This is a genomic window from Pseudooceanicola marinus (assembly GCF_002786295.1).
GTDB classification, from domain to species: Bacteria; Pseudomonadota; Alphaproteobacteria; order Rhodobacterales; family Rhodobacteraceae; genus Pseudooceanicola; species Pseudooceanicola marinus.
Map to the genome: position 1 here is coordinate 238,957 of NZ_PGTC01000029.1, position 22,061 is coordinate 261,017.

9 protein-coding genes and 1 pseudogene are annotated in these 22,061 nt (G+C 60.0%); 3 read left to right on the forward strand and 7 right to left on the reverse strand.

From position 1 onward, the window contains the following. Positions 1 to 232: 232 nt before the first annotated feature. The 5 genes from CVM50_RS20505 to CVM50_RS20525 form a co-directional block, all read right to left on the reverse strand. Positions 233 to 961 (reverse strand): lysozyme family protein, encoded by a 729-nt coding sequence (locus tag CVM50_RS20505; protein ID WP_085887249.1) that lies wholly within the window; start codon positions 959 to 961, stop codon positions 233 to 235. A 219-nt stretch (positions 962 to 1,180) separates the two neighbouring features. Continuing rightward, positions 1,181 to 6,907, reverse strand: a complete 5,727-nt coding sequence (locus CVM50_RS20510; protein WP_085887250.1) for a DUF11 domain-containing protein — start codon at positions 6,905 to 6,907, stop codon at positions 1,181 to 1,183. A gap of 90 nt (positions 6,908 to 6,997) precedes the next feature. Then, a complete protein-coding gene (locus CVM50_RS20515; protein WP_232618328.1) occupies positions 6,998 to 9,637 on the reverse strand; it encodes an NEW3 domain-containing protein in 2,640 nt (879 codons plus the stop codon). 50 nt (positions 9,638 to 9,687) lie between these two features. Next, positions 9,688 to 10,200 carry a hypothetical protein gene (locus tag CVM50_RS20520; RefSeq protein WP_085887252.1) on the reverse strand — a complete coding sequence of 171 codons (513 nt, stop codon included), beginning with the start codon at positions 10,198 to 10,200 and terminating at the stop codon, positions 9,688 to 9,690. Positions 10,201 to 10,640: 440 nt separating this feature from the next. After that, positions 10,641 to 11,261, reverse strand: a complete 621-nt coding sequence (locus CVM50_RS20525) for a response regulator transcription factor (protein ID WP_085887300.1) — start codon at positions 11,259 to 11,261, stop codon at positions 10,641 to 10,643. A gap of 205 nt (positions 11,262 to 11,466) precedes the next feature. Here CVM50_RS20525 and CVM50_RS20530 point away from each other — a divergent pair, with 205 nt between their 5' ends. The 3 genes from CVM50_RS20530 to CVM50_RS20540 all read left to right on the forward strand — a co-directional run bounded on the left by CVM50_RS20530 (position 11,467) and on the right by CVM50_RS20540 (position 20,844). Next, positions 11,467 to 11,949 carry a molybdopterin-dependent oxidoreductase gene (locus CVM50_RS20530; protein ID WP_408634078.1) on the forward strand — a complete coding sequence of 161 codons (483 nt, stop codon included), beginning with the start codon at positions 11,467 to 11,469 and terminating at the stop codon, positions 11,947 to 11,949. A gap of 22 nt (positions 11,950 to 11,971) precedes the next feature. Beyond that, positions 11,972 to 14,527, forward strand: coding sequence for a hybrid sensor histidine kinase/response regulator (locus CVM50_RS20535; protein WP_085887253.1), 2,556 nt, complete (start codon positions 11,972 to 11,974; stop codon positions 14,525 to 14,527). Between the two features lie 425 nt (positions 14,528 to 14,952). Beyond that, positions 14,953 to 20,844, forward strand: a complete 5,892-nt coding sequence (locus CVM50_RS20540) for a GEVED domain-containing protein (protein ID WP_085887302.1) — start codon at positions 14,953 to 14,955, stop codon at positions 20,842 to 20,844. Positions 20,845 to 20,956: 112 nt separating this feature from the next. Here CVM50_RS20540 and CVM50_RS20545 read toward each other — a convergent pair whose 3' ends face one another. Both CVM50_RS20545 and CVM50_RS20550 read right to left on the reverse strand, forming a co-directional pair. Continuing rightward, positions 20,957 to 21,646, reverse strand: a complete 690-nt coding sequence (locus CVM50_RS20545) for a hypothetical protein (protein WP_085887254.1) — start codon at positions 21,644 to 21,646, stop codon at positions 20,957 to 20,959. Continuing rightward, a pseudogene (locus tag CVM50_RS20550) lies at positions 21,643 to 22,061 on the reverse strand (hypothetical protein); the annotation flags it as partial. The pseudogene CVM50_RS20550 and the gene CVM50_RS20545, both read right to left, overlap by 4 nt.

Here is a 22,061-nt window from a genome sequence, read left to right on the forward strand (position 1 = left end):
CAAGACGCACACACGCGATGGCCTGCGGGTTAACACGGGAAGCGCCTTCAGCGGCTTGGCGGGTATTTCGAAACTGAACGATCATTAGCTTGTCCTCCTGTGATCATGACTTGATCTTCACACATTGTCGCACTGAATGCGCGTCAGCTGAGGCATAGGCGCTCTACTCTTCCGTATACCCATACCAGCACGCGCATAAGACAAATGGCAGCCGAGGCTGCCACTCAACCTGTTAAAATTCGAGGAGTAGCCCTCGTTCCCCCGAAAATATCGTTCGCATGTGAGAATCGAATTCGCTCCAACTGATCACAGCACGGTTCCCGGCAATGCCGTGGTAATGGGAGCGTCCGTTGGACGTGGGAAAGGCCGCCCAAATCCGGGCCAGGTTCTCCATGAAGCGATGACGGCTGATTTCCCCATCCAGGAATGCAGGCAATCCGGCATCCACCAGAAGGATATCGGCCAACCGGTCCTGAACCTCGGGGGAAAACCGCGTGTCTTGATCGACCCCCGCCTGCCGAACGACACTGTGCAGCGTCGTCGGAATGAATTGGTATCGCCCGATGGCATGGTGCTGGCCAGGGGTGCGATCAATCCAGTGGAATATCTCACCAATCGTCATTTCAGTCGGCCGCTTGCCGGGTCTGATACGTGCGCCATACTGTACGGCGTCGTAGTCCTTGGGACCGGCATCTACCCAGCCGATCAACTGCCTGAGCCTGCCGACTTGAGAGCCAGAGGCGACAAAAGCCCGCCTGTTTTGCTGAAGAGCCGTATCTCGGGAAGGAGCCTTGAGATAGATACGATCTTCCGGCCCGGGCGGGAACAGGGTGAAACCGAAATCCTTTCCAGAGAAGGCCTGATAATTTGCGAGCGAAAAAGGCTCGGCGGCAAGTTCTTTGCCTAGAGAAATCGTTGTCAGCGCGATGGCAAGGACGGCAGCATATCCTTTCCGTTTCATGTCTCACTCCATGTGTTGATCTAGCATGGAGCAATTGTGCCAACCCGCCTTCCCACTCTCACGGGTGCAGAGAGACAGTCGGAACCTCGAAAGTATATTCGGTGTCGCAACCCGGATATGACACTGCGCCTGAGTGCGCTCGACTTGCCTTTCGCTTCAAGAAAAGGGACCACGCCACTGATGCGCATGTGGCGTGGTCCGCCCCGGGAAACTTTGAAATCAGTTGCCCAGGAAGCCGTCGAGCTGGTCCCAAAGAGAGGTGTCGAGCAAGAGATTGAAGCGGAGATAGAAGCCTTCCTGATAAAGATCGCCGGCCCCGGGCATGCTCCGGTTCGACTTGTTGTAGCCCACGGCCAGGAGTGTGCCCTTACGGGGAGAGAAGCCGAACTCTGCGCCCAATCCACTTGCGGAACTGTCGCGGTCATCCCAGAGATGGGTTGCGTTCAACCCGATCTGGAAGCGATCATCCCCGAACTCGTAATTCACTCCTGCCTGCAACAGCTGTGTGGTGGAGGCTGCGGAGACATCCGAACCGGTCGCGACACTCTGATGCTGACCTGCATATTTGCCATTCAGGCGCAGATCCTGATCAATCTCATAGGACGCGTCCACGGACCACAGATGGGTTTCCGAGCGGCCATAGCGCTCCTCGAGGCGGTGCTCGTACCAGGCCAGCACCTCGAGCCGCGGGTCGGCAACCGGTCGATAGGCAAGCCCGGCTCTTGTGCGCATACGAATGTGGTCCTCGCCGTTGCGCTGGTCGACTGCAAGTCGTGTCCGGCCCAGCACCGTCAGGTCCGGAGTGACCTCGCCTGCGAGGCCAAGGCTGGCATAATAGGTCTGGCCACTCGGCTCGAACGTCGTTTCGAGATCGGCATCACCAACCCAGGCGCCATCGCCCGACTCCCATTTCGCACCAAACGCGACCGAGGTCAGTTCGTGCTCATTGGTTTCCATCTGCCGCGAATGCTCCACGCCCAGAGTGAAGCTGGTCAGATCATTCGGCTTCCAGGTCGCCATGAGTGACTGGTTCAGGGTCGTCTCGATCTCGTTCGCACCTCGGGAAAGCTCAGTCGACCCCTCCAGCCATTCATTCAGCTCATAGGAAAACCCCAGGACTGATCGGGTGATCACAGCCTCATCGCCAAAGGTCAGTTCAACTTCATTGTATGCACGCCAGCCTGGCTTCGGCTCCTTGTACATCCCCAGCGTCAATTCGGGATCGTGACCCTGTCCGGAGAGAGGATAGCGCAGCCGCGCTTCAATGGTGGTGCCAGGCCGGGTCTTTGGCATCCAGTGGGCACCCAGAATGAGCGAGGTCGTGTCCTCGCGGGCGGTTCCCCGACGGTCACGCTGATACTCGATCCCCAGATCACCGCGAAACTGCGGGCTGAAACGACGCGAGTAAAGCGCGTCGAGTGTCAGTCGATCAAATGAGTTGATCCTGTCACGGGTCCATTCGGCCCCGATCACCAGGTCACTCTTACGATCCAGCTCAAGACCATAGCTCAACCGGACCTGGCTTGTGCCTGGTCGTGCAAGCCCACCATTTGCGGAAAAGTTATGTCCGGTATGGATTGCCTCGAACGTCAGCCGCTCGGTTTCGGAGATGAACTCATAGGACAGACGCGCAGCAGTGTCACGGATCCCGTTTTCATCCTCGCTGTGCGCAACTTCTGCCTCCCACACACCACCATTACCACGATCATGGCGCAGATAGGCGGATTGCAGACGCTCCCGCGCCGGGTTCCCTTCCGGTGCGTCCGCGTGAACAGCGCGCGCACCAATCGTGGTCCGCTCGGTCACGGCATAGTTGACTTCTCCTCCATAAAGCCAATACCGCTCGCTCCCGGTTTCCTCGACCTCATAGGTCACGCGGATCGAGACAGGGTTGCCGTCCGCATCGAACTGTCGCACGGGAGCATCAAAAGTGATCGTGTCACGGAAGAAGTCGAGGAGGTAATCCGTGCCACGCCGCATCACGGTACTCGAGAGGATATCCCCGCCCTCTTCGTCCCGCACAACAATTTCCACGCGCTCAGAGCCGTCGACGTAGCCCTGCAGGTTCAGGTCATAGGGCCCCGAGACACCCCGTCCCGGAATTTCCACGACCATCTGTTCCTGTCCCGTACGAGCCGCAAAGACTGTCACGGAAACACGATCGTTCTCCCAGTGCGCCTTGGCACCGGTCGTGACCCTCCGCAGCCCTCCGAGCTTGAAGGCACTGGCTTCCGGCTCGATGGCGATGTCGCCGTACAGCACGTAGGACCGCCCCTTCTCGACTTTGACGAATAGATTGCCAGAGGATTGCGCATCGGCCCCGCGCTCGGAGTTGTCGCCATAGACGGGGTAATATTCATCTCCCCGAATGTCGCGAAACAGGCGGTCTTCAGTATCCCTGTCGGAGCTGTAGCGCAGGGTCAGTAGCGCATCGCCGCGGATTACGCCCTTGAGATAGATCTCTCCACGTAGGCCGGTGGCGGTGTCCTCGAATTCGCTGAACCCGTCTGGCGAAAGAATACCGCCTCCCGAACTCCCCAGTGAGACCGCGCCCTCGATCACACCGACCAGAACGCGCTGATCGAGATCCGGAGTAAAAGTGATCCTCGCCTCAGCTTCGCCGAAGGTCCCTTTTACGCTTAGAAGATCGGGACCCGCAGCTTGGGGCGGCGTCAGGTTGAATGTCGCCTCACCATTGTCGATATATGCCTGAACGCCCGGGGTGCCAGGTCGAATGTCCGTCACGTCCCACAGCGCATTGCGTGCGGTCAGCGTCACCGTGCCCGAGGCTGGAACCGGCAGCCCTCGGGCGTCGAGCACACGCACGACTACGGGCACGGCCGAGGCCGGGTTCGCCGGCGCGGTTTCAGGCAGGATGATCTCGAAGCGTGCCGGATCGCCCGGGGCCATCATCCGGATTTCCTCGCGCACGCGCTCGATGCCAAAGCCATCGCGCCCCACCAGCGTCAACCGGTTTTCGCCTGCGTCGAGCTTGACCGCCACATAGTCGAGCGCCTGCACGTTCCCCTTCTCCCAGGAACTGCGCTCGCCCACGCGGTCTGTCCCAAGCTCCCGACCGTTCAGCAGAAGAGACAGGTTCAGGTCGGCCTTCCCTTTGATCCGGATGCTGACCGTCCGACGGCTCAGCACCGCGCCTTCTGCCAGGTCAATGAACCCTGGTGCATTGTCAAGAGACCGGATCAGGCTGTCGAGGGGTTGGAGACGTGCGGCCATCGCCGCCTTTTGCGGTAGCGTCTCGGGCAACTCTGCCGCATCGGCCCCGACAAGCATATCCGGGGTGAGCTGCGTCGTGGTTGCGATACCCGCTTCGCTGCGTGACGCCCGCACCGGGGCGCGGCTGGCCTCAATCGGCAAATCGCCGACAATGCCGGAGCGAAGCGATCCGGCTTGTTCGAAACGATCACGACGCAAGTCGATCTCCGCAAGCGCCTCAGGCGTACAAGCTTCGACAGCGAAATGTTCGGCGCGCAGTTCTCCCTTGCGCAGCGGCACGATGCGCGATCCGCCCCGGCGCAGATCATTGGTACGCGTCACGTAGACTGCGGTCCCCACTGGCAATGTCTGTTCCTGCACCACGAATGCATGGGTCACGGGACGCAACCCATAGAGCGAGTATTTTCCGTTGATATCGGTAACGACCGAGAGGCCCTCCTGCGTTACGATGCGCACACCGGGAATGCCGGGCTCGTCAATGCCGCCGCGAATGCCGTTGCGATCGCAATCCATAAAGACAGAGCCCACCACGGTCCCCTCGCGGGCAAAGACGCCGCCGGAATTGTCCAGGCGCACGACTGCGCGCGCCAGAGGCGATTGCCGCAAAGTTCCCGTTCCTGCCTGGCGACCACTGAGGATTGCCGTATTTTCGTTGCGGCCCTCGCGGGCGGCAGCCGTGAACAGCATCACGTAGCTGAGCTCGTGGCGGGCCAGGGGTTCGATGGTGCCCAAATCATGCAACAGATCGCCTGCGGCATCGCGGCGCGGATCCGCATGCCGGACACCATCCAGCGTTACGGAACCCTCTACCAGCTGTGCACCATATGGGGGGCGGTCCATCAGCTCGGCACCGATCAGCGCCTGGTCCATATTGTTGGACAGGGTCAACGTGTAGGTTACGAATTCCCCCTGCGAAATGCGATCCCGGTCAGAGGCCTTCGTCAAAGCGAGAGGCACTCCGTAGTGGGGATCGACAGGAACGTCGGAGACAAACAGTGCCCCGCCTGAATGCTGGAAGGCAGCTCCATACCCGGCATCGGCCACATTCCGTCCGAACCCGGCAAAATCCACCCGCACCGAAGGGTATTCCCAAGCGGGCGTCTCGACCAGAACGTAGCGATAGTCTCCTGCAGAGACTTCACCGAAGGCAAAGAAGCCGCGCGGATCGGTCTCGGTTCTCGCAATTTCGCGTCCGGTGATCGCGTCGACCAGTGCAATCGTGCCGCCCTCGACGGACGCATTGGTCAGCGAATTGAACAGGAAGTTCCCCGGCGAAACCAGCAGCACATCCTCAAGCATGCCCTCGCCACAGCTCGCCGTCGCGATAATCTGGTCGCCATTATCGGTGGCCATGACCTGATCGCCTGGGAGAACACGATTCATCCGGGCAAGCGGGATCGCCGTGGTCAGGAACACCCCGGTGTTCGCAGCCGTCTCGGTCGCAATGACGGTTTCGACGTCGCCGGTCGTGGCGCTGCGCAGCGTAATCGAAACCGTCTCGATGGCATTCGCCTGATTGCACGCTCCCGCAGTCAGACGCAGACGGCTATCTTCACCCGGCTGACCGATGTCCTCATCTTCCCCGGTTGTGGGGTCTACAAAAGACAGCAGCCCCCCATGTGTTCCGTCTTGCGAAAAAATCGTTGTGTTGGACCTTTGAACAGCTTCGGCGCCCAGATAGGTTTCCGCCGTGTTCCGAACCGTGACGTTCCCCAGAATCTGCGGCACGCGCACGGCGAAGACCGGATCACTAGAGCGACCGACCGGAAAATCCCCTTCGTGGAAAAACGCAACCGCGTCGATTTCGTCAGCTGCGGGAGCCACCCGTTGGAAGTCGTTCGGGCCGTCACCGCGCTGATGGTAGAGCGGCGTCATGCCGCCTTCGGAAACCACCGAATGGAAGATGCTGTTCAGGGGAATGCGGTCTCTGACCAGAACACCCCGCGCAGCCTGTCCGTCGATGCGCAGCAGGCCGCCATCGATCTCGGCATACCCAGGGATGGTCTGTTCGGAGTTATTGCGCAAACGCAGGGTGTATTCGAGAAGAACATCTTCATCGGCCTGACGGATTGTCTGGAGCTTTTCCAGCTCTAGGCCGGCGCTCACAATTTCGGTCCGGCCGGAAGCTTCGCCAGTCAAGACGGCGTCCGCCGCGCCGTCCGGGGTGGCGTTCACAAGCAGAACCGACCCTAGCGTTTGACCCGTAACAGCCGCAGTCGAGACCGCAAACTCGTAGATCAACGGGATCATATCACCGGGTGTCAGTGCAATCTGCGTGGTCGCAGTCAGTTCCTGATCACCTGAATCAATAACACCGTTGCCATTGATGTCCCGCACCAGTCTTCCATCCAGCGTGAGCATCGGCAGGTTCCGGCCCTCAACGCGCAGGGTCGCGGCAAGGCCCGTATTCCCGGTGTTCGCGACCTCGAAATAGTACTGGCCGATCGCGCCGCGTGACAGGTCCAGTTCGGTGAAGCCTTGAACCGAGATATCCGGAACGGCAGTGACCAGGGCTTCGACGGCGTTGGAGCGGACGGTCTCGACAATGCCCAGTCGAGGATTGAAATATGTGGTCTCTGCAATGTTGCGGATGATGGTCCCTGCAGGTGCGGGCGCTGCCGCTGCGGTGCCGGGGACGAGAACAGAGATAAGTGCGGCAGTCCGGATCGTTTTGCCTGCGCACAGGGAGACCGTTTGAAGAAAACCGCGCATCAGCTCGCTCCATGAAACAGATGAAAATTTGGGAAAGGTGGCACCCTCGGGGTCGGGAGGGAGACGGACCCCGAGGGTGCCTTGGCTCGCTTAGTCGTTCACGCGGACCGTGAACTCGAGCCGGGCGAACCCACCGGGGAGAACCGTGCCATGCTCGCTCGACACGTTGCTGGGCGTCACCACCGAAGTGCTGCCGGCCGGGAAGAGGCTTTCGGAGCAGGCACCACCGCAATCGGTGATCGTGGTATACGCCGGCGCCGCATCCGAGATGGTCACCTCAGTTGCTTGAGACGCACCGGTGTTCTCGGCTTCGACCATGTAGCGAATGCACTGACCGGGTTCGACGTCCTGACGGTTCTTGGTGAACATCCCCACCGAGCCGTCGCAATTGGCGTCGATGTATTGGTATTTGGTCAGCGTCATGTCGCCCGAGATGATCACGATCCGATCCTCGACCGCGTTGTCAGCGGTGTCGGCATCGGTCGCGGTCCCGGCATTGAGCGACGAGCCTAGGGTAAGGGTGCCGATCTCAGTCAGACCCGTGGTCGAAGTGGACGGGGTCTGCACGCGGTAGATCACCGAGATGCTTTCACCCGGGGCCAGCCCGTTGACGCCGGCAGAGATACCGTCGGTCAGATCGTTGAAGTTGTCGATCACCGGTTCAGATGCATCGACGACCCCGTTGCCGTTCTGGTCCCAGAAGATCGCGCCCGAGAAGTTCGACAGGCCGCTTTCGGTGATAGAACCCTCGGTGATGGCGACGTTGCCGTCGTTGGTGATGGTGTGCAGAAGCTCCACGATACCGCCGGGCGCCGCCTGCGCGCTCTGGTCATCGATGATCTGAACATCATAGATCTCGTTCACGGACACCTGGTTGACGATCCTGTCACCCTGCCCCGAAACCGAGGACACCAGCGCGATGTCCACCAGCGTATCGCCCGGTGCAGCATCGTCAGTCGGGGTCACGATGACCTGGAAGCTCTGGCTGCCGCCGGCGGGGATGGTGCCGGTGTTGGTGACCACGCTGCCGTCGGCGAGGCGGAATTCGACGGTCCAGCCGTCAGGCAGCGGCTGCGCAAGCGACAGGTTGTAGCTGTCGGACACCGGCCCCTCGTTCTGCACAACCATGTCGAAGACGACGGGCTGGCCGGGATCGGTCGCGGTGCTCACCCAGGGCGACCCGCCACTGGTCGGAGAAGCGCCATCGCCTTCGGAGCCCGCGACGCTGTTCTCGAGGTCTACCGAGGCGGCAAGCACTGCACCGGAAAACTCTGCCGTCGAGATATCGGTAACGCCAGAGCCGTCCGACGTGGTGGTGATCGTCGCCGTGTAGTTGGTGGTCGGAGTCGGCGCCAGGTCAGTGGGCAGCGTCGCGATCAGGGTGACCTTGGCGCTTTCACCGATGCCAAGCGGCCCGATCGAGCCGATGACCGGCGTAACCCCGTCGGAGCCGACGAAGCGGAAGGTCGTTCCCGCCGGGAAATCGACATTCGACACGTCGAGCGAAAGGCTGTCGGCCTCGTTCGACAGGTTGGTCAGCACGAATTCCTGACGGATCACACCACCCTGGTAGACATCACCGCTTTCGGTGACGATATCGTTGTTGGCCGCGTCGTCATCGGTGGCCGATGCAATGGCCGGATTGGCAGAACCGTCCGCGTTGATCGCGGTATCGGCGACGGCGACGGCATATTGGTTGTCGACCGTGATCGACGCCGTGTTCGACGGCGGGAACGCCGCGCCATCGACTTCCTGCGTCGCCGTGTTCGTGATGACGCCGGCATTCGCAGTGCTGGCCACGACAGCCTGGAAGGTCACGCTGCCCGACCGGCCCGAACCGACCGAGGACAGGGTAAAGTTGACGGTCTGGGAGTCGTCGTAGTCCCAGGCGATGGTCTCGCCGCCGCCGTTGGTGGCGTCGACCGCTGTCGACGCGTTGTCGTCGTCCAGCGCGCCTGCGGCATCCGACCAGGTCGCGGACCCTGGCACGTAAACGAGGTTACCGTCTAGGATGTCCTGAACCACGTAGTTGTTCGCGGCTTGCAGGCCCGTGCTGGAGTAGGTCAGCGTGATGGTGACCGTGTCGCCCGCATCGACGATGCCCGGGTTTCCGCCGGAGGCCGCGTCAGCCACCATCGACTTGACCAGTTCCACGATCGCGCCGTTCGAGATGGTCAGCGTGTCGGTGTTGGTGGCCGAAACCGCCCCGTCCAGAGCCGAGACCGAAGTGATGGTGATCGTGTCGGACCCGGTCGCGGTCGAAGGCACAGACGCCTCGATCACAACGCCGAACTGTTCGCCGGGTGCCAGGGCCGGGGTGCTGGTGATCGGGGTCGCGCTGTCGGCGATACCGTCCATGTTGGCGTCCGGGTAGAACACCAGCGCCGAGGTGTCGAGGGTGCCGGTGTCGGTTTCGACGGCAGTCAGCGCAAAGCTGTCCGGGCCGTTGCCTTCGTTGGTGACGATATGCGGCAGGAACGCCTTGCCGCCCGGGGCGATGGTCTCGTTGTTGTCCGAGGTGAGGGTCACGCCCGCCACCTGTTGAACGATCGTTTCGACAGTGTTCGAAGTCACGGTGATCGTGTCACCAGCCGAATTGGTATAGGTCGCCACGGCCTGGTTGCCGATGACCGAACCGGCCTCCGGCGCCGCAGCATAAGCGGCCGCGCCCAGAACGGCACTCACAGCCACCGCGCTTGCCGAACGCATGAAAAGAGATTGATAAGACACTGTATTAGCTCCTCAGTTCCAGATTTCGAGATATGTTGGGGCGGGCGCGATCAGTTCACGCGGACGCGGTAGGTGTTCAGGGCGACGTCATCGGCCTCGAGCGGCTCGGACAGGGTCCAGCGCACGGCCGTAATATCGGCCTCGGGCAGCGGCTCCTCACGCAGCACGCCATCCTCAGCCAGGACCTTGCGCACAGCGGGAAGTGTCGACCATTCGAGGCCCTCCTGCTTGGGATCGAGCTCGGCCTGCACCTCGAAGACGGCGGGGATCGAACTGCTCTGGCCGTCGAGGGTCAGGGAGACCCCTGCGGGAACAGGCGCCTGGACGACGAGCCCCGAGAGATCTTCGTCAGTCCCGTTCTCGTGCCGGATCTGATATTGAATCACTTCCCCAGGGCGAACGCTGTCCCGCTCGACGAGATCTTCGGCACCGTCTTGGGTCACCTCGACCACACGGAATGAAAAGTCGCTGACCAGGGACTCGGCGTGGGCCGTACCACCGATCAGGACGAGAGCAATCCCGGCAGCCGCGGCTCGGGAAAGCTTGGAGGTTTGGATAAACATGGATGTCTTCCCTTGAATGCCGGGACAAAGGCCGGCGGTTGCGATGGCGACGCTCTCGATCGGGAGGCGCCGTAACCGCATGATTTCCGGGAAGACCGAGTTTTGCAGTTGCGCGAAGGGCTAACGTACCGATCGTGCAGGGAGGACAATATGCTTTGGGATAGACGCGCCTACCGGGGTGGGACCGGTTTTACAACTTCCGCAGACAGAATGATTGGCAACGACCGTAAAAGACCGAGCTGCGTGATGTCGCGGCCGTCGACAAAATCAATGGGATTCGGATGAAAAACTCACGTTGCGGGACTCTGAAAGCCTATCCCGGTAAGACAACGCGTTCTCGGGCGAACAGACTCAGCACCAAAAAACAAAAAAATGCGCCCGATCAAACCGAGCGCATTCCCTGAACGACGAAATTTTGATCGCAGTCAAACCAAGGGAATTCACATAAATCCGGCATCCCGTGCAATCATGGCGGCATCGGTCCGGTTTTTTGCATCGAGCTTTCTGCACAGGGTCTTGACGTGAAGTTTGATCGTGACCTCCTGCAATTCCAGGTCGCGCGCGATCTCCTTGTTGGACTTCGCCTCCATCAAACCTCTCAGCACCTGCTTTTCCCTGTCCGAGAGATCCTTTTCGAAATCTGTCTCTTCTGGGTCATCCTTGCCTGACATGAAGCTCAGCGGAGCGTAGGTTTCTCCAGCGGCCATGAATCGCACGGCATTGACCAGAGATTTTACCGGAAGCGTCTTTGGCAAAAATCCGATCGCCCCCATCTCCAAAGCTTGCTCTGCAATCAGTCTCGTCGCGGTACCAGAAATCAGGCCAACCGGTTTGCCGCCATTTGCGGAAATCGCCGCCTTCAACCCTTCAAGTCCCTTCATACCTGGCATCGTATAGTCCAGCAGAACCAAGTCGAATGGACCATCCTTGTCGATCAGCTCCAGCGCCTCCTTCAGTTGACCTGCCGCAACCGTGTTCGTCGTCCCGTCGGTGTCGAGGAACATGGCGATGCTCTCGCGCACCATGTCGTGATCGTCCGCAATCAAGATGTTCAAGGTCAAGATGTTGTCCTCCCTCGCCCCCGCCTGCAATTCTCTATCGGTATAGCATTTCCTCTGAATAGTATACTCAAAGGAGAACCATCACCGCGCGCCTATGCGCCTGCTTCACCTCTATACGATGGTATAGCGCCTCTGTACTTCTGCTTTGTCCCTTCGAAGATCAGTGTGGCGTAGACATCTGCCATCATCCTTGATGGAGGTGGAAATGATGCGACCCACAAAAATTCTTCAGATCGCCACAGTCTTGGCGAGTACCCTTCTCTGGTCGGCCAGCGCACAAGCCGCAGACGATACCGTCTTGTCCGTCACGACCAGCGACACGAAAGTCGCCTACACCTTGGAGGACTTGCGCGTCCTGCCCGTCACCGTGATCGAGACGAGCACGATCTGGACTGAAGGCCCGCAGCGATTTACCGGTGTCTCACTGCACGATTTCATGACGGAGCAGGGCATTGCGGAGGGCACCATTCGGGCCACCGCAATCAACGATTACAGCGTTGAAATCCCGATGTCGGACGCCACCCAAGGCGGTCCGATCATCGCCTATGAGCGTAATGGCGAAGAGATGTCGCGCCGTGGCAAAGGACCGCTCTGGATCGTCTACCCCTATGACAGTGATCCGAAGTTCCAGACGGAAACATATTTCAGTCGCTCGATCTGGCAGCTTGATCGGCTTACTGTCGAATAGAGCGACGCCGGAAGGACAGACAATGCCGCAGAGCCAAGGAGACGCGCCGAACTGGACCAGGTCAGTCCTGGTCCTGCCTTTCGTTGTGGCGTTGGGGCTTGCTGGCTTTCTCGCATTCAGTGTGTGGAGCAGTATCAAGTCGCTCGACACCGCCCGCAGTGACAATACCCAGTGGGTTTATTCCCAACTCGAAGTCGAATACCTGAAACTTGAACGCGCCCTGGATCGCGTTCAGTCCGGCGACACGGGGGCGCTTGGCGAACTACGAAAACGCTTCGATGTCTTATACAGCCGTCTCGAGATCGCCGAACGCATGAAATCAAGCGTGGCCGCCGCTTCAGAGTTAGGTCGAATTCGCTCCGAATTGGACCAGCTCATCCCTATCGTCGACGGAGACGACAGTGCTCTCCTGACCAACCTGGAGACATTCAGACGCGGCTTGCATCAGATCGCCGGGCTTCCGCGAGACGTTGCTCTTACCTCGATCGCAGCAGCAGCAAATGCCGCCGAGGGGGAAAGACAACGCATAGTCCGGCTCATTGAAATTCTGGCTGCCGTCGTCTTTCTCGTCACGCTAACACTGATTTTTGCCGTCTTTCGTCTCGGGCGACAGGCAAAGAACCTGCGCACCGCGACGCATGAAGCCGAAGAGAACCAGCTCCGCCTCGCAACGACTCTCCGTGCATCTCTCGACGCTGTGGTGGTGATTGACGAAAATGGCTTGATCCGTGACTACAATGGTTCGGCCGAGGAAATCTTCGGGTTTTCACGCGATGAGGTTCTGGGGCGTGGCTTCACCGAGCTGATCGTCCCGGAGCACCTACGAGACCAGCAGCGTCAGAACCTCGAACATTTCAGACAAACCGGAGAGACCTTCTTCGCGGAATCAGGCCGCCGCGAATATGAAATGATGACCCGCGACGGCCGGGTTTTCCCGGTAGAGCTGTCCGTGTCGCTCGCCCGCTCTGACACCGGACCGCTTTTCGTCTCCTATATCAGGGACATCACCGAAAAAAAGCATAAAGAGCAGGAGATCCTTCAGGCCCGCGATGCAGCGCTCGAAGCCTACCGCGAGAAATCCCGCTTTTTCGCCATGATGAGCCACGAAATGCGAACGCCTCTGAACGGTGTCCTCTCCGCATTGCAATTGCTGGAGGGAAGTCCGCTCGACAAGGAGCAGAAAGGTTTCCTGACCGCTGCCATCGCGTCCGGAGACATCCTGCTTGGGCACATCAACGAAGTCCTGGCGATTGAGCGCAGTGAGACCGAGGGTACAGAGCGCAATGCTCAACCTTGTGACCTGGCAGCGCTGACTTCGGGGCTCTTGGGAATGATGGAACCGTTGGCCACCTCCGGTTATGTCCGGTTGCACTTGGACCAGCAGGGATTGGACGACCGGCTCGTATTGATCGACCCCCGCGCTATCCAGCAGGTCTTGGTTAACCTGATTAACAACGCCATCAAATTTGCCCCTGGCGGAGACGTCACCCTCAAGGCCTATTACCGACCAAGCGAAACGAACACGGGCCCTGACCGTGCCTGCTTCGAAGTCATTGATACCGGCGAGGGCATCTCTGAAGCGGACATCCCGAAAATCTTTGAAGATTTTGTCTCTCTAGACAGCCGCTACGAAAGACGCACCGGAGGTACTGGGTTGGGCTTGGGAATCGCACGGAGGCTGGTGCGCAGCATGGGTGGGGATATCGGATGCACGTCATCGCTCGGAAACGGCGCGCATTTCCACTTTGATGTTCCAATCGAAATGGCAAACACGCCAGCGGCCCGCTCTGCAGAAAAAGCACAGCGAGCAGCGCCACCGCAGAGGTCGAGCGAGCTTCTGCTCGTAGACGACAACGAGATAAACCGAGATCTCCTCAGCGCCATGTTAAAGAAGCTCGGTCACAAAGTCACACTTGCCTCGGGCGGCCAGCACGGGATCGACTTGGCCTCATCGACCAAGTTCGATGCGATCCTCATGGACATCTCCATGCCAGGCGTCAACGGGTTGCAGGCAACGCAAGCAATTAGATCGGGCAACGGTCCTAACACCGCAACGCCTATCATACCGGTCACCGCACATGCGTTACCTGCCGAAAAAAAGGAGTTTTGGGCTGCGGGCATGTCGAACTTCATTCAAAAACCGATTGATATGAAGGCATTGGGATTGGTGCTTGACGCTGTACTGAACGAACAGTCGTCCGGCAGTGCGCCCCTCGACTTTTGCCCACAAGCCGCTTCCACTTCCGTAGCCTATATCGACAACGGTCAAGTCGACCAACTCATCGAGCTACTGGGACGAGCGAGGCTCTCGGAACGGATTTCAAAGTTGGTCAGCAAGATGGACCAAGAACTCCCGGCAATTACGGAAGCGGCAGACTCGGAAGACCTGAGAGCTAAGTCTCATGCGGTGGCAGGGATGTGCGGCATGTTTGGAGCGACACGCTTGCATGCTATCTTCCAAGAGATCGAGGTAGCCTGCAAAACAGGCCGTGATCGGAAAGCACGTGAACTTGTGGAACTCCTACCAGACGTTTGGGAGGAGACTCAGAGGGCCTGGCACCACAGGGTCCGCCAGTAAGCGAAACTGCATTCATGTCCGGCTATACGTAAGCATATAGGCCCTATCCTAACGTTCCGCAGTCAAGGTTCTGATAACCCCCTAGTTTGTCTTTACCCCCGTTGAACACGGGCCAGGCGAGCAGAACAGGCGACACCCGTTTGCCACCACTCACGGACTCTGCGCGCCCGGCCGCCTCATCTTTCTGGTGAGGCGGCCTTTTGCTTTTGTGCACTTCATTAAATCTAAGGCCTATCCCTCGGCATAGTCTCTTATGCGCAAGGCCATTCCACCCAGCCATCTGATCTTTCGCTCTCAACAGAGAAATTTGCGACCTTGCTCAATAAGAAAATGCCGCTTCCTCTCCTATTCGAACAGCAATATCTCTGACGTTTTAAGGGGAGGCGGGTGATCCCAATGTGAACCTATCAGGTGGATTGATCTCCATGACGTTCAAAAAATGTGTGACACGTACCTTGATCGCCGCTTGCGCTCTGGTGTCGGCAGGCTCCGAGCTGCATGCTGGCGACTTTCAAATCGACTGGGGCGCCTTCGACTGGCCGGCTGGCGCGAAAGGGCCACTGGTGAGAACACTTCGGGACCAGTATGGATTTGAAGTCGACGCAACTGTCACGCACACAGGCCCCATTGGCAGCTATCCTGACGGGTTCGGTGGCTCGATCCCTGCGCCGGATGACGTAGATATCTTCGGTGGGTCCGTAGAATCGCTCGTCTTGATCGGCGATGCCCCACTAAATGCAGGTGCTATTGGCGACAACCGTATTGTCTCCACCGTGAGCGCGAGTTCTGGGGGCGTGGCAATTCCAGTCGATAATCTCTCGATTGACATTCTCGACATCGACACGACGGACAACAACAGCACCACCGACCGATGCGATTTTCTTACAGCCTTTGGAGATAACGGGAACCCGACTCTTTCTACTCTCAGCGCAACGCCCTCGGTCGTTGTTGGGCCAGGACCAGGTTCCGGACTCACTGGCGCACTCACTGCGAACCAGGCGCAGTGCATCTATATTGAAGGACCAGCCGGCTCGCCGACATCGCCAAACGACAGCACCGGCTCGGTTCGGGCGACCTTTCCCGACTCCACGTCTTCGGTAACCTTCTGGTATGATGAATCCATCCAAAACGTGCGCAATTACAACGCCTTTACGAACTACGATCCCGGGGCCCGAGGGATCGGCATGTTTGGCAACGCGAACTTTACCGTCGACCAGTCAATTAACCTCTCGAGATCAGTTTCGCCTTCCTCTGGCCTTCAAGGTGACAGCGTCACCTATACATTCGTGATCGAAAATACAGGATCACTGCCCTTCAACTCGGGACAGGATATCCTTATCGAGGACAGCCAGCTCGGAACGGTGAGCTGTCCAGCGATCAGTGCGCCGATCGCGCCAGGCGGTTCGGTCTCATGTACCGCCAGCTACACCATTACGGCCAACGACGTTCTGTCCGGTACCATCGACAGCACCGCAACCGCCGGGATCGGCACAATCGGCACGGGATTTGTGTCGCGCCTGAAATCCAATACTGCGAGCGCCTCCCTCATCACGAGCGTCACCCCGTCGGCTGGCCCTCTGACCTGCACCCCAGAGACAATTTTCGATCATCCGCGCACCCAACTCGCCGGTGCAGGCAGCGCATCCGCGCTTCAGGTTGGCGACACCTTCCTGTTCGACAACGTCGCCACCGACGCGGCTGGAAACCCGATCGACATCGTGACCAGGATTGAAGCCATAGAGAACGCAAGCGGCTCGGTCCTGCAAACAACCGGCATCGAAGCTTGGATGACACCGACGCTCGATTCCAACATCGTCTATCGGATCAATCTGGTGAAAGCCGGCTCGGCGAGCGCGACAAACCCGCTTGGCGAGCCCATCGATCAAAGCGGGATCAACGGCATCATCGTACAGCAAACAGATGTCGATAGCCTTTACAACGGCCACGATTCCAGCGACGTCGTCGGCTTTTTGGATGGAACGGCCACAATCACGCATTTCAACACGGTGGAGATTCCGGGCTTTCCGACCGGCGGAACCGTTATAGCAATGGATCCCGCCAAAGTTGGCGACCCGACCAACTGGATCGAGGAAATCAACGAAACACCGTTCGATAACTTCGTTACCTACGAATTTCCGACCTTCGTTAGCGCCCGCTTCATCCATGGGTTCACCGGGAATACCACCGAACAGGGATATCGGGGTTCAAATATTCTGCTGTGCACCATCACGGAAACCTCCGCTACTGTGATCGCACGCGATGACGACTATACCGCGACCCCAATCAACAATCTTTTCGGAGGCACCGCGGGCGAAGTCTACGCAAACGACACGGTAAACGGTGTGACCGCGACCGTGGCCACCGCAGATTTGAGCGTTCTCGTAGCGGCGGCCCCTTCTACGGAAGGTGACCCCGTGCCCTATCTGGTCACAACAGGCCTCGACGAAGGGCGCCTGGTCGTGCCGACCGGCGTTCCAGCCGGAGTTTATACTATTGAATATGAAATGTGTGACGCCCTCAATCAGACCGATTGTGATCGTGCCAAGGTACTGATCGCGGTTTTCGAAGGCGATGGACTGGATTTTGGGGACGCGCCCATCAGCTACCTGACGCCCTCTCACGGCGTATCGGGGGCGCCGCAAGTATATCTGGGGAACGTCGCACCGGACACAGAACTGATCGCGCAGTCAGATGCCACCGCAACAGCCGACGACCTTGTGGATATTGATGACGAGGACGGAGTGACTTTCCCTGTGCTGACTCAGGGCATGATCTCGACCATCGATATTGACGTAACCGGCGATGGCTATCTTCAGGCCTGGATCGACTTCAATGGTGACGGATTGTTTGAGGGGACCCTTGGCGAGCGCATTGCCAGCGATCTCCGCGACGACGGCACGGGTTTCGACCATGTAGCGGGTGACGGCATCATTCAAGTCGACGTTACAGTGCCCACCGACGCGACGACATCGACCACGTTCGCTCGATTCCGCTACTCCAGTGAAGCTGGCTTGAGCACCGCAAGCTTTGCCGTCGATGGCGAGGTCGAGGACTATTCTCTCGTCATCGCAGCTGCCGATCTGGTCGATCGTGGCGACGCGCCGGCCAGCTACGGCGATCCGCGCCACATCGTCGTGCCCGAGATCTACCTTGGCGGCGGTCTGCCCGACACCGAAACTATCCCCCAGAACAGTGCGACCGCTGACGCGGACGACCTGTCTGGTACCGATGACGAAGACGCCATCGCCGGCTTTCCGACGCTCGTTGCCGGCACAACTGTACCGCTGACTGTGCAGACCCATGAGACGCTCAGCTTGCAACTGGACCTCGGGCTGCCGGTTCTGGAAGGGATCACCAACCTGCAGCTCTGGATCGACTTCAATCGAAACGGCACTTTCGACGGCGCAGAGCAGGTTGCGACAGACTATCGCGACGGCGCCAACGGGGACACCGACGGCAGTTTCAACAACCAGATCACCCTGAACATCGACGTCCCTGCGGATATCGAAAGTGGCACCACCTACGCGCGCCTGCGCTGGTCCACCACTAGTGCCGTGACCGCCGATCCGTTCGACGGACTGAACCTTGATGGCGAAGTCGAGGACTATCTGGTCACGCTGTCCAACCCCAGCGGGCCCCTGAGCTGCTCGGACACATTCTACATGATCGCTACCGAAACCGCCCAGAACCTGCCGGCGCTGAGCGCGCTCACCATCTCGGAAAGCGGCGGAGCCTACACCCTGTCTCAATCCCTGTTGCCACCCGACTACACCGGCAACTATCTGGTCACCGGATGGGGCTACAATGAGCTAGACGGCTACATCTACGGGGTCCGCCAAAGCCCCCGGTCACTGATGCGTATCAGCGCGTCGGGTCAGGTGAGTGAGGTTGCGGACCTGTCGGCGCTTGCCATCGAGTCGCCCGATACAAGCAGCGATATCCTTCCCAACGGTATCCTGGTCTACATGTCCGGCTCAAACTTCGGCCGCTATCAGCTGCTCGACATTTCGGACCCGGCCAACCCCGTTGCCCTGGGCGTGCTCGACACCGGGCAGCCCACCATCTACGGGCGCGACATCGCCTATAATCCGCGCGATGGCATGCTGTATTTCATTGACCCCAATCGCGACATCTACGCGCTTGACGCAAAGGGCGGCACGCCCGGCGCCACCACCATAACTTTCGTGGGCAATGTGCCGCTGCCGGCGGGATATTTTTCCATCGACATGGACTCGGTCTGGTTCGACGGCTCCGGCTTCCTCTATGCCTTTGACAACCAGTCGCGGCAGGTCTTCGCGGTCGAGGTTGGTTCCGAAGGAAGCCGTCCGGCAAGCTTCTCCTTCATCGAGGTTCAGGGCACAGTCGCCGATCTCACCTATCAGGGTAACGACGGCGCGTCATGCCGCGCGCCAGGCCCCTTCTCTTCGTCCGTCTTTGCCGAAGGCTCGATTGCCGGAACACTTTATCAGGACGCCAACGGCTCGGGCGCATATGAGCTTGGTGAAACGCCTCTGCCGGCCGGAATTTCCGTCACGCTCTACAACGACAATGGTACCCCTGCCGATATCTCCGACGACGCTCTTGTCGCTACCGAGGAAACCCTTTCCGATGGAACCTACCTGTTCGAAACAGTGGATGCGACACTAACCTACCGGGTCGAAGTCGAGGTGAACGACCCGGAGATTCCCGCAGGCCTGACCGTATCCACAGCAAATCCTTTGACCGGAATTACGGTCGCGACAGGTTCAACCACCGGCGGTCAGGACTTCGGCTTTGCCGACGCGCTGGCCTCTGCGGACCTGTCGCTGACCAAAACCGTTCTGACTGCGGCAAGCGGCCAACCCGCGAGCGAGGCGATCGTCGGCGAGGAACTCGATTTTGTCTTGACCGTCACGAACGAAGGAACAGGCAACGCCACCGACGTCACGGTGCGCGATCTGATCCCCGATGGCTTCGCCTATGTCTCGGACGATGCAACGACGCAATCCGACAGCTACGACAGCGGCACGGGCCTCTGGACCCTGGGCGACGTCGCTGCAGGCAGTAGCCACAGCCTCACTATCCGCGTCACCATGCGCGACACCGGCGAGCACACCAACACCGCGGAAATCACGGCCTCCGCCCTGCCGGACCCGGACAGCGATCCGCAGACCGGAATACTGGTCGACGATTTGGGTGACGGCATCGCCGACGACGATGAGGCCAGCGCGACCGTTGCGCTGAGCGGAACCGGTGCCACTCTCTCCGGCACGGTATTCTTCGACAACGGCGCCGGTGCAACGGCCTATGACGGACTTCAGGAAGGCAGCGAGGCTGGAACAGACAGGGCTACCGTTCAAGTGTTCGACGCGGCCGGAGACCTGATCGACACCCCTGCCCTGACTGCTGACGGGCGATGGAGCCTGACCCTGCCCGCAGGATATGCCGACGCCGTGACTGTCGCAGTAAAAACTGGGGAAGGGATCTTTCTGGTGTCGGAAGCGCAACCCGCCCTGCCCGGCCTGTCTAACCCCGACCCGCGCGACGGCAGCGTGATGTTCACGCCCGAAGCAGGGAAAAGCTATGAAGGCATCGACGTAGGGCTGATTACGGAGGCGCGCCTTAACGAAGATCAACAAGGCGTCATCCGAGCCGGACAGGTCGTCGCATTGCGCCATGAGTATATTGCTGACGCTCCTGGTTCCGTCATCTTTGCCATCGACACCCAGGACAGCAATGTCGGCGCAGGATTTTCGGCCGCGATCTACCTCGATCTCTCCTGCGACGGCACAGCGGACCAACCGATCACAGATGCATTGGCGGTCAACGCGGATACGGTAATCTGTATCATCGCACGGGTATCGGCATCCGCAGCACTGTCTCAAGGCTCCTTTTACGCATTCGACCTGCTGGCGGTGACAACCTATGACGGCGTCGGTATTTCTGAAGAAGATCGGAACCGAGATCGTGTCACCGTCGAGGCTTCGCAAGGGACATTGTCCCTGTCCAAGACAGTCCGCAATGTGACGCAAGGTACACCCGAGGGTGTCAGCAACGGCGCGGGCGCTGGAGATGTGCTCGAGTATAGGATCTACCTCGAGAATACTGGGACGCTGCCGGCATCCGACATCCAGATATTCGACAGGACGCCGCCCTACACGGTCTTGGCAGGAGCGATCTCATCACCTGTCGAGCTTACTTCCAATTTGGTTTGCACTTTGGTGCATCCCACCGCAAATTTCTCTGGCTATTCGGGTCGCCTACATTGGGCCTGTGAGGGCGAATATGGGCCGGGCGCCATTTCATCCTTGGCCTTCGAAGTAAAAGTAAGTAACTAGTGGGCTTTTTTCTCCAATTAGCCGTTCACGGAAGCGTCGGTCCCCTCACCGGTAAGGAGGATTTCGTCCTGATTTCTAGGGTACCCCGGGGAGGGAAAGCCGGGCAATCCGATTAGCCAGTACAGAGCGGATACAGACAGGCCCTCTCCCCCTCCCAGGGCTTCATCGGCGGCATCGCCTCGGTGACCTGGTGTGCGGTCAGCCCGCCATAGATCCGGAAGGTGTCGCGGAGCTCTTTCAGCGCCGCCCACCACAGCAGGTAGTCCCGCCGCGCCCGCGCCTGGTCGCGGGGGTGGTTCTCGATCGTGATCGGGCAGCAGCGCAGGTCCACCTCGCGGACCTTGCCGCGGCTGGTGTACCGCGCCTTGCCGCAGGTCTCGGTGACGGCAAAGCGCCCGTGCTTGGTCTGCTTCCAGTCGATGGGCTGGACCTGCGGCGCGAGGTCCGAGCCCCAGCCCAGGGTTTCGCCGGCCCGGCAGAGATCCGCGATCACCAGCGCCATGCGGCGGCCACCGACGCCTTCGGGCAGCTGCGCCAGGGCGTCGGCCACCGCGTCCGCGTCAGGGTGCGGCTCGGACGTGCCGCCGCCCTGGACCCGGCAGCCGAGCTCCGCCTGCCGCATCAGGATGTGCTCCATCCCGTAGCCCTTGAGCGCGCCCTGCGGTCGCTCATTGGTCCCCTGATCGAAGTCGATCCGGATCTTCTCCTTCTGGAAGGCCCAGTCGAGGAGCTGCAGGATAGTCACTTCGCGCGGGGAGGCGCTGCTGAGGCCCCGGGGGCGGTGTCGGAGGGCCATGGTCATGCCGCCTCTCCCTGTGCCTGCCCTCTGCGCACCAGCTCACGCGCGGCGTCCTGGTGCGTCTCATAGGCGTGGAGCCATTCCCGGTCCGTGGGGTCGACCGGCAGGCGCAGGCCAAGGCGCTCGCGCAGGCGGGCGACCTTTGACTGCGCGGCCCCTGCCCGGTCGGCGATAATCCGGCGCTCCTGCGGGTTCAGCGGCGGGCGGTGTTTCGCCAGCCACCAGCGGTATTCCTCGACCAGCCGGCCCTCGGCCAGGGCCGCTCTGCCCGCGGCGCTGCCGAACCAGCTGGCCAGTCCGGGCATTTCTTCGAGAGGCCGCGGCTGCGCCACCTGGGCCAGGGCGACGAAGGCCGCATGGCTGGGCCAGAAGTCCCGCGCCCTCCCCTCGCCCTTCGAGCGCATCGCCTCGAAGAGCC